This window comes from Pseudomonas sp. TSO6, assembly GCF_056098905.1.
Genome location: NZ_JBLZWV010000024.1, coordinates 49,719 through 64,057, shown reverse-complemented (window position 1 = coordinate 64,057; position 14,339 = coordinate 49,719). Strand labels below are relative to the sequence as shown.

Here is a 14,339-nt window from a genome sequence, read left to right as displayed (position 1 = left end):
GTTATTGGACTCTCGGGCGGCACGCACCAAGGCGTGCCGCGATGCACGAATCAGAAGCTCTGCAGCGTGTTGGTCTCGACGTAGTCGAAGTCGATCTCCTCCCCCAGGCCAGGCAGGTCGGAGAGGTGCACGAAGCCGTCTTCATCCATCGGGTCGACCAGGCGCTTGAGGTAGGCCGGTACTTCGTCATAGTTGAGGAACGGGTGCAGCAGGCCGCGCTCGTACCAGGTGCAGTTCTTGATCGCGCCGACCACCGCCAGGTTGGCCGCGCCGTTGCCGTGGATCTCGCAATCCATGCCAAACGCTTCGGCCATGTGCGCGACCTTCAGGCACGGGGCGATACCGCCGACCCCGGCAACGCCGGCACGCAGGATGTCACAGACATCGTTCTTGACCCAACTGGCGCGGCTCAGGTGTTTGCCACCGAGGCTTTCCGGGCCCAGCACGGGGATGTCCAACTGGGCGGCCAGCCACGCGTAGGACTCGGCCGAGTCTTCCATCATCGGCTCTTCGAACCAGGCGAAATTCAGCTTCTCCAGGGCACGGCCGACGGTCAGCGCTTCGGTGCGGCTGTACCAGTGATAGCCGTCGATCATCAGCGCGATGTCGGGGCCGACCGCTTCACGTACGGCGGCGCAGGCCTTGATGTCCATGCTCACGCTCGGGGCGAACGACACCGGCGGCATCCAGGTGTGCAGCTTGATCGCCTTGTAGCCGCGCTTGACCAGGGTCTCGGCGAAACGGCCGTACTCTTCAGGGGTCGACAGGCCGCCCGGCAGCTCGTCACCGCACATGGTCGAACCGTACGCCGGAACCTTGTCGCGGTAGCCACCGATGAGCTTGTGCACCGGCACCTTGAGCTTGCGCCCGGCCCAGTCCCAGAGGGCCTGCTCGACCAGTGCCAGGGCGCGGTCGGTGAGCTGGCTTGCGCTGCCGCGCTGCCAGTGCGCCAGGTCGTGCCAGATCTTTTCACGGTCGAAGGCATTGGCGCCAACCAGCACCTTGCGCACGAAGCCATCCAGCACATACGGGCGGATCAGCTCGGGAGCGCCGAAGGCGAAGCCTTCGTTGCCGCACTCAGTCTTGATGCGTAGCAAGGCCATCTTGGCCTGGGTCACGTCGCCCGGATGGGCATGGCCGGCGCTGTCTACAGCGCGGCGCGTGGGGTAGGAAAACACCTGGACGTTTACAGCAGTAATGATCATGGACGTCTGAGCCTTCTTATTGGATTTGTGGCGGGTGAGTCACGCTCTGAGGGCAATCCTACGTCATCATACAACATTTGAAAAGCACCACTTCAAACCGACGAAATAGTCGTGAATAGCCTGCTAAACCCCACCCTGTGACCCCCATCACAAAGCATACAAAAAGCCACAACCACCGATTTAGAGCCATCCAGCAATGTGATCAGACAACATTTCAATAATTCGTAGACAGCCCCACAGTCGTACGATAACTTATTTTAAAAATCACGGAGCGCTCACCACCTCACCCACCTTGCTCACACGCCTCATCACGTCCTCAACAAAAACAAAAAAAGAGATCGCATGAACAACACACTTCGCCGCCTCATCGCCGCCAGTACGCTCGGCCTGTCGTTCTACGCCTGCGCAGACTCCGCCAGCATCAACTACCGGCACACGTTCACCGAAGACGACAGCATTCACTCCGACCGGATAAAGCTGAGTTACCGCAAGGACAGCGGCCTGGGGTTTGCCGCAGAAATCAAATACAAGACTGCCGGCGACCGCGAAGACGTCGCCTACGACAACATGGTCAACAACGGCCATGAGTTCACCGTGGACTACAACTACAAGATGAGCCCCAAGTCGACCTGGACCCCCGCCTTCCAGATGGACAGCTCCAAGGACGCAACCACCTACAAGTTCGGCCTGAAGTACAACTACAAGCTCAGCGACACCTGGTACGTCGCCACCCGCGTACGCCACGACGCACGCAGCCTCGACCGCGACCAGATCGACCACAGCAAGGCGGACCGCGCCAAGGACAACCAGAACACCACCCGCCTTGAAGGCTGGCTCGGCTACACCCCCAGCGGCCCGTGGGCATTCGAATACCAGTACATCCACTTCACCACCGACTACATCCGCTACGACAACAAGAAGCGCGACTACGAGCAGAACCTGATCATCAAGTACAAGCTCAACAAACAGTGGGCGCCCTTCATGGAAGTGGGTGACATCAAGGTCAACAGCTACACGGACGATCGCCAGGCCCGTTGGCGCCTGGGTATCCAGTACAACTTCCTGTAAGGGCAACCGCCCGACCATGCCGGTGTCGTTGCACCACGGCACCCTCATGCAGTTTCAGCAAAAGGCATCCGACAATGACCACGACCCACCGCAAACCCTTCAACCGCCTGCTGCTCACCGGCGCCGCCGGCGGGCTCGGGCAAGTGCTCCGCGAAGCACTGCAAGCACACGCCAACATCGTGCGCGTATCAGACATCAGCCCCATGGCAGCGGCTGCAGGCGAGCATGAGCAAGTCATCAACTGCGACCTGGCCGACAAGGCCGGCGTATTGGCCCTGGCCCAGGATGTGGACGCCATCGTGCACCTGGGCGGCATCTCCACCGAGCGTGCCTTCGAAGAGATTCTGCAAGCCAACATCGTCGGTACCTTCCACATCTATGAGGCCGCCCGAAAGCACGGCATCAAGCGCGTGGTGTTCGCCAGCTCGAACCATGTCACCGGCTTTTACCCTCAAGGCGAACAGGTAGATGCGCATTCGCCGCGCCGACCAGACTGCTACTACGGGCTGTCGAAGGCCTACGGCGAAGACCTGGCCACGTTCTACTTCCACCGCTACGGCATCGAAACCGTCAGCCTGCGCATCGGCTCTTCGTTCCCCGCACCACGCAATGTGCGCATGCTGTCCACCTGGCTGAGCTACGGCGACCTGGCGCATCTGGTAGAGCGCGCATTGCTTGCCGAAAAAGTCGGCCATACCGTGGTGTACGGCGTCTCGGCCAACCGCGACCTCTGGTGGAACAACCGCCACGCCGCACACCTGGACTTTAATCCGAAGGACAGTGCCGAGCGCTTCCGCCCGGCCCTGGAGCAGCAGCCAAAGCCCGCTACAGATGACCCGACAGCCCACCTGCAAGGTGGCGCCTTCACCGCTGCCGGCCCTTTTGGCGACTAAACCCAGATGGAGTGCGCAATTCTTCCATGACAGCCGAACTGATTACCGATGCACGCAATGCCACAGGCGAAAGCCCGGTCTGGCACCCGCAGGAAAATGCCTTGTACTGGGTGGATATACCGGCAGGCCGCCTGCACCGCTGGCAACCAGATGGCCAGACCCGTCACTGGGCCGCAGACGAAATGCTCGGCTGCATCGTCCGTAGCCAGCAAGGCCACTGGCTTGGGGCCATGGAGAGCGGGGTCTTCCACCTCACCCCCCAGGCTGACGGTCGCCTGGTTGCCGACAAGCGCGCCAGCGTCGAACACGCGAGGCCCGGCATGCGTTTCAATGACGGGCGTTGCGACCGCCAGGGGCGCTTCTGGGCCGGTACGATGCAAACAAACATGGGCGCCGAACAGGTGGGTGCGCTTTACCGATATGACGCGACGGCGGACGCAACGGTAAAGCCAATGCAAGCACGACTGGACAAGCTGATCGTGCCCAACGGCATGGCGTTCAGCCCGGACGGCAAAACACTGTATGTCTCCGACTCGCACCCCAGCGTTCAGCTGATCTGGGCCTTCGACTACGACATCGATAGCGGCACACCGCACAACCGCCGAATATTCGTCGACATGAACCAGCACCCCGGCCGACCTGACGGGGCTGCGGTAGATGCCGAAGGTTGCTACTGGATTTGCGCGATCGATGCCGGCCAGGTACTGCGCTTTACCCCCGAAGGGAAACTGGACCGCGCCCTGCCGCTACCGGTAAAGAAACCGACCATGTGCGCATTCGGCGGCCCGCAGCTGGATACGCTGTTCGTGACATCGATTCGCCCACAAGGCATCGACCTGAGCGAACAGCCACTGGCCGGCGGCGTGTTCGCGCTCAACCCCGGCGTAAAGGGCTTGCCGGAACCAATTGCCGGGGGCTGAAGCCTGGGCCGGTATTGGCTGCTACCAGGGGTATGCTCAGTAAGCAGCCTTGCTGGGCATCCCCCTGCGACCTGCACCAAGGCAGGTGACCGCAAAGGCAATCACCAACGCCCCGGTACCCAACAGGAAAATCAGCTGCTGGTTGGAGCCCTCCACCAACATGGCGATCAGCGCCGGCGTCACCGCTGCCGCCCCCATCAAGGTAATGCTGACCAAAGGCGTGAGCTTGCCAGTCGGGTCGTTGGTGGTGATCAGCGCCATGTAGTAAGACAACGACAGCACCCAGCCAAAGTTGATCAGCAACAACGCCACGAACAACTGCATCGGCGTGCGGGTATGGCCGGTGAGCATGGCGATGGAAATGAACACCGCCACCAGCCCTCCGGCGATCATCAGCTGGCGATTGACCCGCGCACCCAGCAGGCTAGGCAGCCCCGCACCCGGCAAACCACCAAGGGCCGACAGGCCAAACGCCCAGCCGATATCCACCCCGCTGATACCCTGGTCTCGCGCCAACTGGTCAATGAAGCCCCATACGCAGTAGATGGCGATCTGCATGAACAGCATGCCCACCAACGCAGTGCGCCCCGTGCGCGCCGAACCACCCTGGGCAGGCGAGGCTTCGCCACTGGCCAGCAACGCCGCTGGGCGACGCGGCAGCACCAGGCTGGCGCCACAGATGAGCAAGTACCACAGGCCGAACGCGCACAGGGCGGTTACCGTGCCACTCTGCGCGGCCAGCAACGGCAACGCTGCGGAAAACAGCGAGTACTCTGGGGTTTGCAGCAACAGCATCAACCCGAACGAACGGTCCTGGTTGGGCAAGCGGCCCAGCGTGGACACCGCATACGCATACACCAGCCCCGCACAGGTGCCGGCCGCCAGGCGCACGATCAGTAGCATGGTGTTGGTGGTGGCAAAGGCGGTCGCGATGCTCAAGGCCACGCACAGGGCGCCAACCAACAGGCACAGGCTGCGCCCGCCATGGCGCTTCATCAGCACCGGGCAAAGCAAGGTACCCAGGGTCATGCCGATCATCTCGACCGACACCACCCAGCCCTGCTGATCGAGTGACAGGCTCAGTTGCTCCGTGACCAACCCCATGAAGATGGGTTGTACGCCACAGACGATGAAAGAGGTACAGGCGATGAAAATCAGCGCGGCACGCAGCAGCTTGGAATCTTGCGTCATGGGGACTCCGACACGGCATTTGTTTTTATTGTGTGTGGCGACCTGCCCTGGAAGGCGCCGTAGCTGGCGGCTGGGCGGGTCTGGTGGGCAATCGTGGGCCGAGATCGAAGGCTTTGAAAGTTAATTATCGGCATCGATATCAGTGGGCTTTTTAATGCAGGCCAACCTGCCTTGGCCTGCATCCATAAATGCACTGCACCCGATCCTGATAATTAATTGGAGACATACCCGCATCCCCCCTACCGTGGTACGTCACCCAAGCCTCAGTAGAAAAGGCCCGATCATGAACGACCGTGAGTTCATCAACGCCATCGACGCCGATGGCCTGCCCCTGCACATTGCCGTAACCAACGGGTGCATCACCCACATCGGCCCGCAACGCGCCAGCACCCCAGCCCGTGAAACCATCGACCTCGAAGGCCTGCTGGTGCTACCGGGCTTTGTCGACGGCCATATCCACCTGGACAAAAGCTTCGTCGGCGACCGCTGGCGCCCGCACCAACCGGTCGGCAGCCTGCGCGAACGCCTGGCCGTGGAAAAGCGCGAACTCGCCAGCGCCCCGCCCATCGTCGAACGCGCCGATGCGCTGATCCGCCAGGCCGCCTCATTCGGCACCTTGGCCATGCGCTGTCACGTGGACGTGGACGCCACCACCGGCCTGACCAACCTGCACGCCATTCTCGAAGCCCGGGACAAGTGGAAAGACCTTGTCGACATCGAGCTGGTGGCCTTCCCCCAGGCAGGCGTGGTGAGCTGCCCCGGCACGGCTGAAGTGATGGAAGCGGCCATCCGCGAAGGCGTACAGGTGGTCGGCGGCATCGACCCCACCACACTGGATGGCGAGGCCGACGCCCAGCTGGACATCGTGTTCGGTATCGCCGAGCGCCACGGCGTGAAGGTTGATATCCACCTGCACGAACCCGGCGACATCTGCATCGCTCAGCTCCAACGCATCGCCGCGCGCACCCAGGCACTGGGCATGCAAGGCCTGGTGGCGGTCAGCCACGCCTATGGCCTGGGCGACGTATCCGATGCTGTTGTCGACCGCACGGCCGAAGTACTGGCCGCCGCTGGCATATCCATCATGACTAACGCCCCCGGCGAACATGCGTTCCCACCCGTGCTGCGCCTGCGTAACGGCGGCGTGCGGGTATTTACCGGCAACGACAACATCCAGGACGCCTGGTGGCCCTACGGCAATGGCGACATGCTGCAGCGGGCCATGCTGGTCAGCTACCGCTCGGGCTTCAATACCGACGAGGAGCTGCGGGTTGCGCTGGAAATGGCGACCGAAGCCAGTGCCGGGGTGATGGGCAAGCAGGACTATGGTTTGAAGGTTGGTAACGAGGCGAGCTTTGTTCTGTTCAAGGCACACAATGCTGCTGCGGCGGTGGCGGCGGCCATTCATGAACGGGTGATCGTGCGCCACGGCGCGTTCTGGGGCAGGCCTGCGCAGTTGCAGTTGAAGGCAGTGCAGTTTGCTACCGAACTGCGCCGGTAAAACCACAGGCAAGCACAAACCTTAAGCCCTGCGCGGCCCCGGTGGGGGCGGAACGCAAAGCACTCCTCGACACGAAACGAAACACCCCTGCTCGCTCATCTGCTCATCCAGGTGCAAAGGTTGCGGTATGCTAGCCTCCGCACACGGATTGGCAGCCTATAGCAGCCTTCAGTAAGTGCGTTGCTATGCTTGAAGTACGTGTTCAGGCAATGCATGGAAGAGGAGTGACTGCATGAGCCACAAAAATATTTGGGAAACCCTGCTGCAATGGGTTTCCCCTCCGTCGGAAGAGTCCCTGGCAATCGCCAGGCGGCTCAATGCGGTCGCTGAACAAGTGCAGGTCAGCGACCATGGCGCCGTCTCGATTTCGGCATCGACCATCCTGCAAGACGCTGATTTTGCGCGCGCCTGCGAGGCAGCCAAGCAAGCGATTTCGAAGACGCACTAGGCATCGACAATGGGTTTTCTCCTCGTTCTGCCCATCCTGATCTGCGGCTTCATCTACTGTAAATACAACTTCTACGACAAGACCCTCATCGCGAAATATGAAGGGCAGTCACTGTATCTGCATATCGCAATGAGGGGGCTCGTCCTCGCATCGCCATGGCTGGCGTTGGCGTTTTTCATCGAGTGGTTCACCGACGGTTTCTATGGCTTGGCCGCCCTTTTCGAGAATCGGGGTTTTACCACCTCTACGGAACAGCATCTGTTTTCGACGATGCTTGTCGCCATTCTCACAGCACCGCTTTACGCCTATCTGGCGGCAAAGGTCCGCTTTAAAATCACCCGGTATCGCCACGGCCTGAAAAACGACTACCTCACACGCTCCTTCATCCTTGAAACCATGCTGCCAACCAGCACCCACCAGGCATTACTGCTTGATTCGTTGTTCAACAAGCGCCTGTACATGTTCAGCATGGAGGATCGCAAGGTGTACATCGGCTGGGTGAAAAATTTCGGCAACCTGCAGGATCACGACTCGAACAGCGATGAAGGTTTCTCGATCATCCCCATCTACAGCGGCTTTCGTGACAAGGATCAGCTGACGGTGGAGTTCACCACTTTCTACGACAGGGTGTACGACGCAGTCAAGAAAGGCCCGGCCTCGGGCATTGATGACGGCACCGAGGACCGCTGCACCGACGCTAGCCGGGCCGAAGAAATAGGAAGCCTGTTCACCATCAGCCTTCTGCAGAAGAACATTGTCTCAATGACCTTCTTCGAAGGTGCGTATTGGCAGGAATTCAAAAAGAATGAGCTTAAGCCGGAGAAGGATGCCCTCAGAGCGTGAATGTCCACCTGCCCTGATTCCACAACAGCGGTAATCTGCTCGCCAAGGCTCACTCGGCCTCAGCCCGCAAGATCCCGATCAGAATTTCAGCCAGCGCCATGACCATAGGGTCCGCCGTAGGCCGATGAAAAATCGCCGCCTCAAACACCTTGATGGGCTTGAACCCCTGCTCCGCCCCAAGCACTCGATGCCCACCCGTCACCACCCGCGACGGCAACAGGCTAACCCCCAACCCGTTAGCCACCGCCTCCTGAATCCCCGCCAGGCTCGAACTGGTAAAAGCGATCCGCCAACTGCGCCCCATTGCCTCGACCGCACCGATCATGTCATCCCGGTACAACCCCCGCGGCGGAAAGGTCACCAGCGGAATAGGGTCTTGGGCAAAACACGGGTACTGCGCACTGTCGATCCACTCGATGCGCTCCGGCTGGCACGCATTCGCCTCGCGGCTGTGGCGCCGTTGCTTGATCAACACCAGGTCCAGCTCGCCACGGTCGTAGGTGCTCATCAAATCGCGGCTCAACCCACCGGTAATCTCCAGCTTCACCGTCGGGTTACGCCGGTTGAACGCCGCCAGCGCCTGCATCGTCTTGCCCGCGACAAAATCGTCCGGCAGGCCGATGCGCACGGTCACCGTTACCCCACCCGACATGGCCTCGGTCAGCTGGCTGCTCACTGCCAGCAAGTGCCGCGCATACCCCAGCAGGGTTTCCCCCGCATCGGTCGGATGCACCTCGCGGTTACTGCGGTCGAGCAGCTGCTGGCCGACCATTTCCTCCAGCCGGCGCACCTTCTGGCTGACCGTGGACTGGGTGGAGTGCAGGCGCGCGGCAGCGGTGGTGAAACTGCCGCAGTCGGCCACCATGACCACGGTGCGGAGCATGTCCAGGTCATAGATGGCACGGTTGGGTTTGATGGAGTCAGGCATCTGCGGGTTCAGCTTTTGTGGATGGGGCTGGGTACATGATGCCTGAAGCTGGAGTGGATGATGCAATGCCAGAGAGCAAGGCATACCTTGTATGCATGCACGAACCCTTTCGCGGATGCGGTGCTTTGCTCAAGCTGCAGCGGCCCCCTTCTCCTCGCCACTGACCTCGAACTGCCCCACCAGCTTCTGCAACTTGCCAGCATCCACCCGCACCTTCTGCGCGCTGCTCTGCAGCACCACCGCCGTCTGGCGCATCTCGCTGGAGGACTGGTTGACCTGGTCGATGGTCTTGCCGTATTCCACGCTACGCCGGTTGAGCTGCTGGATGATCGCGAACATGCCCTCCACGGCCTGGTGCAGTTGAACGTTCTCGGACGAGGCATCTTCGGCAAGGCGCAGGCTGTTGTCGACGTCCTGTACGCCCTGCTCCATGAAGCTGACGGCCTGGCGGGTTTCGCCCTGAAGGCTCTCGACCATGTGGCGAATGTCTTCGGCAGCGCGCGCGGTTCGCGCGGCCAGGCTGCGCACCTCGTCGGCCACCACCGCAAAGCCGCGGCCATGCTCGCCAGCACGCGCCGCCTCGATGGCAGCATTGAGCGCCAGCAGGTTGGTCTGGTTGGTGATGTCGCTGATCAGCCCGGTGATGTTGTCGATCTCGACCATGCGGCTGTCGAGCCGCTGCACGCTGGAGGACGAACGCGCCACCACATCGCGAATCGACTGGGTGCCTGCCTGCACCGCCAGAAACTGCTCGCGGGCACGGCTGACCACCTCGTCCATCGCCTGCTTCATCTGCTCGGCACTGACCGAGGCCTGCTGCAGTTCACCAAGCTGCTCCTCCATGATGCTCATCATCTGGTGCACGGCGTCCGCCACATCGGCAGAGCTCACACTCGCCTCCTGGCTGCGCCCGAGCATCATCTGGTTGGTGCTGCCGACCGTGCGGCTGGCCTTAACCACTTGCCCCACTACCGCGTCCAGGCGGTCGATGAAGCTGTTGATCCAGCGCGCCATGTCGCCGCTCTCATCGTTGCCCAGGGTGCTGGTGTCCAGGCGCTGACGCAGGTTGCCTTCACCCTCGGCGATGGTGCGCAGTACGCCGCTCATGCCATTCAACCTGGCTGCCAGGCGCTTGGGCCCGAACACGCCGAACAACAGCGTGGCGCCGAGCATGCTCACGGCCAGAATCGCGTCGTTCAGCCCTTGCGGCAGGCCGGCATAGTGCTGCACCAGGTAGTTGCAACCGAACAACCCGGCCATGGTCGCCACATAGGGTTTCATCAACCCATAGCTCAGCGAGCGGCGTCGGTAGACCTCTTCCAGGTCCGCCTCGCACATCATGCCCCAGCGGTCGGGCGAACCCGGTAACTGGAACGTTACGCCCTTGCCGACCACCGGCACGTGGCGGTAGTCCGAGTAACCCGGGTAGGTCACGAACAGGTTGGCACCACGCCTGATGGTTTCCCTTACCCCCGCGTGCAGTTCGCGCGTGGAGGGGTCGGTGAAGCGCAGTTCCAGTTCGGTATGGCGCTGGACCTGCACGGTGGTCCAAGGCGTGTGCACACCACTTTTGAGGTTTTCGCCGTGGGTAAAGGTGCCGTCCTCGAAGCGCGAGCGCGACAGCGCCGTGCCGGGCTGGATCGCCGGGTCGAAACGCGACTGCGCCATGAACAGGTAGTTGTCGCCCGACTCGGCGAAAATATGCCCGGCCTCGCGCTGTATCAGGTCGCCCAGCACATCGTTGGGCACCCGGCCGCACAGGCAGCCGAGCACTTTGCCGCCGGCCTTCACCGGCTGGTAGAACATCAGCGTTACTTCATCATGGAAGCGTGAGGATGACGGGCCAATGCGCAGGGTTAGCGGGTCGCTGTAGGGGCCATGGAGGAACGGCGCCTTCAGGCCTTGGGCCAGCGCTGTAGTGTGCTCGATACGCGGCGTACCACGTTGTGGCCAGGTGGAGGCGATGATGCTGCCGGCAGCATCGACGACAAACAACTCGGAAAAGTCTTCGGCCTGCGCCAGCTTGTCCCGCAGCAGCGTGCTGTCGGGTTGAGCGAACCCTTGCGCGAGTTGTTCCGCTAGTTCCGCCAAGTGCTCCCACTGCTCGCACGCCCAATCATGCAACAACCGCACGCGGGTCTGGGCAATGGCTTCGAAAGTTTGCTCAATCTGCGGGTAATTTGCCCGGTTAAGGTGACATGCCCAGCCCATTCTGAGCTTTCCGGTTTTACCCAGCCAGGGCAGCCAGCCCTTTTCACTCGATGACAACTCCATGGAACCACTGGAAAGCGACATTATCTTCACCATACGCGACATCGGATGGCAATCTGATAGCAAGTCGCACGCCAACGGCGGGAGCGGTGATTAATGGGGAATTCAAGTCATTGAATGCACAGCACTTGTGCAAGAAAGGTTCTGGGCAGGCCCTTAATGCACCAACGAGGCGCAAACCAGATGAAATCAGGCCCTTATCCGGAATGTGACAAATAGCCGCCAGAACTGCTCGCACATCGCACAACAGTTCGATAATCGCACAAATTCCGCTAAACCCCCTCTACTGTTGCCCTATCTTGCGGCACGCTATAGCGAAAGTCAGCAAACAATTTCAAGCGCTGACAGGCCTCATCGCTTAAAAGCGCCGGCCAGCCCGACAACCATACTCCAGGAACAACCAGGAGCTCGCCTTGATCAATAAAACGTACGAGTCCATCGCCAGCGCGGTGGAAGGGATCACCGACGGTTCGACCATCATGGTCGGTGGCTTTGGCACGGCCGGCATGCCGTCCGAGCTGATCGATGGCCTGATCGCAACCGGTGCCCGCGACCTGACCATTATCAGCAACAACGCCGGCAACGGCGAGATCGGCCTGGCCGCCCTGCTCATGGCGGGCAGCGTGCGCAAGGTGGTCTGCTCGTTCCCGCGCCAGTCCGACTCCTACGTGTTCGACGAACTGTACCGGGCCGGCAAGATCGAGCTGGAAGTGGTGCCGCAAGGCAACCTGGCCGAGCGCATCCGCGCAGCGGGTTCGGGCATTGGTGCGTTCTTCTCGCCGACCGGCTACGGCACCCTGCTGGCCGAAGGCAAGGAGACCCGTGAAATCGACGGCCGCATGTACGTGCTGGAAATGCCGCTGCACGCCGACTTCGCGCTGATCAAGGCGCACAAGGGTGACCGTTGGGGCAACCTGACCTACCGCAAGGCCGCGCGCAACTTCGGCCCGATCATGGCCATGGCCGCCAAGACCGCCATCGCCCAGGTCGACCAGGTTGTCGAACTCGGTGAACTGGACCCGGAGCACATCATCACCCCGGGTATCTTCGTCCAGCGCGTGGTTGCCGTCACCGGCGCTGCCGCTTCTTCGATCGCCAAAGCTGTCTGAGGCCTGCCATGACCATCACCAAAAAGCTCTCCCGCACCGAGATGGCCCAGCGCGTGGCCGCAGACATCCAGGAAGGCGCGTACGTAAACCTGGGCATTGGCGCACCGACCCTGGTGGCCAACTACCTGGGCGACAAGGAAGTGTTCCTGCACAGCGAGAACGGCCTGCTGGGCATGGGCCCAAGCCCTGCGCCGGGCGAGGAAGACGATGACCTGATCAACGCCGGCAAACAGCACGTCACCCTGCTTACCGGTGGCGCCTTCTTCCACCACGCCGACTCGTTCTCGATGATGCGTGGCGGCCACCTGGACATCGCCGTACTGGGCGCCTTCCAGGTGTCGGTCAAGGGCGACCTGGCCAACTGGCACACCGGCGCCGAAGGTTCGATCCCGGCCGTAGGCGGCGCGATGGACCTGGCCACCGGCGCCCGCCAGGTGTTCGTGATGATGGACCACCTGACCAAGACCGGCGAAAGCAAGCTGGTGCCCGAGTGCACCTACCCGCTGACCGGCATTGCGTGCGTGAGCCGCATCTACACCGACCTGGCCGTACTGGAAGTGACGACTGAAGGGCTGAAAGTGGTCGAGATTTGTGCGGACATCGACTTTGATGAGCTGCAGAAGCTGAGCGGTGTGCCGCTGATCAAGTGATCGGCGGAACCGGCGGGCAAGCGCCCGCTTGCCGGTGTTGCATGGCTACTGTGGGAACTGCCATTGCGCCGGCCTGCACTGCCCCATTTGTAGGAGCGGCCTTGTGTCGCGAAAGGGCTGCAAAGCAGCCCCCAGCAACAGTTGATGTAACCCCAAAATCCGGGGGCCGCTTGCGGCAGGACTAGCCACGCTGGCATCACCAGATGCTCAGACTCGCCAGCGACGGTCCAACATCAGCCCTAGAAATCCACCTTGCCCCGACCGGCCTTGACAGTGCTCCGCCTGGCTTTGCCCTCAAGCCGGCGGGTCTTCGAGCCAAGGGTCGGCTTGGTGGGGCGGCGTTTCTTCTCGGTCTTGCCGGCAGCGATGATCAACTCGGCAAGACGCGCCAGTGCGTCAGCACGGTTCTGCTCCTGGGTGCGGTATTGCTGGGCCTTGAGGATCAACACACCGTCGCCGGTGATGCGACTGTCACGCAGCGCCAGCAGCCGCTCCTTGTAGAACTCGGGCAATGAAGAGGCCGGGATGTCGAAGCGCAGGTGCACGGCGCTGGACACCTTGTTGACATTCTGCCCACCCGCGCCTTGCGCGCGGATATAGGTCAGTTCGATTTCGGCATCCGGCAGATGCACGTTATTGGAGATGATCAGCATGGTATGGCCCTTGTCATTGCCGCCATTATCACAGCCTTGGCCGCGCTCCCATAGAACAACGCACGATTCCTTGCTATCCCCACCCAAGATGATGTCTATCTGTATCGAAAAATCAGAATTTTTCGCTTTCTTGTAGGGCATTTCCCAAAGATACTGTTGCCGCCTATTTTCCGTTGCGGGTGCCCTATTGGGGCTCTAGTCTGGGCCGGTCGCTGCTCATCAGCGGCACGGCTTTGACGGGCCGCGATGGTTTTGAGTTATGGCACCTATTTATGGTGGCTGTACGTGCGGGCACGCTTGCGTGCGCCGGAGCTTCTCAATTCCGCCGGTCCGTCAACCCTCGTACAGCTGCCACCCTTTTGCTTGACGGCTGAGAGGTGGCAGCACCCATAGGGAATTGAACAATGCTCAAGATGGTCCCCGACCCACCCCACACCCTCCACTCCCTCGAAGATACCCTCATCCAAGCTGCGGTATATGCCGTCTGCGCGCTAGCCATTTCGCAACAAGCGATGCTGATGCAGCCCAAGTCACCTGCAGCGGTGTTGATGATGGCGACGACCCATGAACTTGAGTCCCTGCGCTCGTTGCTTGAGTCCGCATTGATTCAGGCACAGACGCCGAACGAGCTGCGAATACAGCACTGAGCCGATCCGGGA

General features: G+C 61.3%; 14 protein-coding genes. 9 read left to right on the top strand and 5 right to left on the bottom strand.

Annotated elements, in window-relative coordinates; all coding sequences use genetic code 11:
• Positions 1 to 50 precede the first annotated feature (50 nt).
• Positions 51 to 1,205, bottom strand: coding sequence for a mandelate racemase family protein (locus ACN6NG_RS08595; protein WP_016487993.1), 1,155 nt, complete (start codon positions 1,203 to 1,205; stop codon positions 51 to 53).
• A 342-nt stretch (positions 1,206 to 1,547) separates the two neighbouring features.
• On the opposite strand from ACN6NG_RS08595, the gene ACN6NG_RS08590 reads away from it, so the two are divergent.
• From ACN6NG_RS08590 to ACN6NG_RS08580, 3 genes are all read left to right on the top strand, one after another.
• Positions 1,548 to 2,273: an oligogalacturonate-specific porin KdgM family protein gene (locus ACN6NG_RS08590; protein ID WP_063422691.1), complete on the top strand. Its 726-nt coding sequence runs from the start codon at positions 1,548 to 1,550 to the stop codon at positions 2,271 to 2,273.
• Between the two features lie 74 nt (positions 2,274 to 2,347).
• Entirely contained in the window at positions 2,348 to 3,166 is an 819-nt protein-coding gene (locus ACN6NG_RS08585; RefSeq protein WP_063422690.1) for an NAD-dependent epimerase/dehydratase family protein, read from the top strand.
• A gap of 26 nt (positions 3,167 to 3,192) precedes the next feature.
• Positions 3,193 to 4,086, top strand: coding sequence for an SMP-30/gluconolactonase/LRE family protein (locus tag ACN6NG_RS08580; protein ID WP_474313503.1), 894 nt, complete (start codon positions 3,193 to 3,195; stop codon positions 4,084 to 4,086).
• 36 nt (positions 4,087 to 4,122) lie between these two features.
• Here ACN6NG_RS08580 and ACN6NG_RS08575 read toward each other — a convergent pair whose 3' ends face one another.
• Positions 4,123 to 5,277: an MFS transporter gene (locus tag ACN6NG_RS08575; RefSeq protein WP_474313502.1), complete on the bottom strand. Its 1,155-nt coding sequence runs from the start codon at positions 5,275 to 5,277 to the stop codon at positions 4,123 to 4,125.
• Positions 5,278 to 5,560: 283 nt separating this feature from the next.
• Here ACN6NG_RS08575 and ACN6NG_RS08570 point away from each other — a divergent pair, with 283 nt between their 5' ends.
• The 3 genes from ACN6NG_RS08570 to ACN6NG_RS08560 all read left to right on the top strand — a co-directional run bounded on the left by ACN6NG_RS08570 (position 5,561) and on the right by ACN6NG_RS08560 (position 8,069).
• A complete protein-coding gene (locus tag ACN6NG_RS08570) occupies positions 5,561 to 6,778 on the top strand; it encodes an amidohydrolase family protein (RefSeq protein ID WP_474313499.1) in 1,218 nt (405 codons plus the stop codon).
• Between the two features lie 232 nt (positions 6,779 to 7,010).
• Complete coding sequence (locus ACN6NG_RS08565) at positions 7,011 to 7,226, top strand: hypothetical protein (RefSeq protein ID WP_063422686.1); 216 nt, start codon at positions 7,011 to 7,013, stop codon at positions 7,224 to 7,226.
• 9 nt (positions 7,227 to 7,235) lie between these two features.
• On the top strand, positions 7,236 to 8,069 hold the full coding sequence (locus tag ACN6NG_RS08560) for a hypothetical protein (protein ID WP_063422685.1): 834 nt from the start codon (positions 7,236 to 7,238) through the stop codon (positions 8,067 to 8,069).
• A 49-nt stretch (positions 8,070 to 8,118) separates the two neighbouring features.
• Here ACN6NG_RS08560 and ACN6NG_RS08555 read toward each other — a convergent pair whose 3' ends face one another.
• Together ACN6NG_RS08555 and ACN6NG_RS08550 are read right to left on the bottom strand one after the other, a co-directional pair.
• Entirely contained in the window at positions 8,119 to 8,997 is an 879-nt protein-coding gene (locus ACN6NG_RS08555; RefSeq protein ID WP_016487999.1) for a LysR substrate-binding domain-containing protein, read from the bottom strand.
• A 129-nt stretch (positions 8,998 to 9,126) separates the two neighbouring features.
• Positions 9,127 to 9,777: a methyl-accepting chemotaxis protein gene (locus tag ACN6NG_RS08550; RefSeq protein WP_371321161.1), complete on the bottom strand. Its 651-nt coding sequence runs from the start codon at positions 9,775 to 9,777 to the stop codon at positions 9,127 to 9,129.
• 1,904 nt (positions 9,778 to 11,681) lie between these two features.
• Between ACN6NG_RS08550 and ACN6NG_RS08545 the strand changes: the two genes are divergently transcribed.
• Complete coding sequence (locus tag ACN6NG_RS08545; RefSeq protein ID WP_010954768.1) at positions 11,682 to 12,377, top strand: 3-oxoacid CoA-transferase subunit A; 696 nt, start codon at positions 11,682 to 11,684, stop codon at positions 12,375 to 12,377.
• Positions 12,378 to 12,385: 8 nt separating this feature from the next.
• Positions 12,386 to 13,027 (top strand): 3-oxoacid CoA-transferase subunit B, encoded by a 642-nt coding sequence (locus ACN6NG_RS08540; RefSeq protein WP_063422683.1) that lies wholly within the window; start codon positions 12,386 to 12,388, stop codon positions 13,025 to 13,027.
• Between the two features lie 239 nt (positions 13,028 to 13,266).
• Here ACN6NG_RS08540 and arfB read toward each other — a convergent pair whose 3' ends face one another.
• Positions 13,267 to 13,680 carry an alternative ribosome rescue aminoacyl-tRNA hydrolase ArfB gene (gene arfB / locus ACN6NG_RS08535; RefSeq protein WP_063422682.1) on the bottom strand — a complete coding sequence of 138 codons (414 nt, stop codon included), beginning with the start codon at positions 13,678 to 13,680 and terminating at the stop codon, positions 13,267 to 13,269.
• A 404-nt stretch (positions 13,681 to 14,084) separates the two neighbouring features.
• Here arfB and ACN6NG_RS08530 point away from each other — a divergent pair, with 404 nt between their 5' ends.
• Positions 14,085 to 14,327, top strand: coding sequence for a hypothetical protein (locus ACN6NG_RS08530; RefSeq protein ID WP_474313496.1), 243 nt, complete (start codon positions 14,085 to 14,087; stop codon positions 14,325 to 14,327).
• Positions 14,328 to 14,339: the final 12 nt, after the last annotated feature.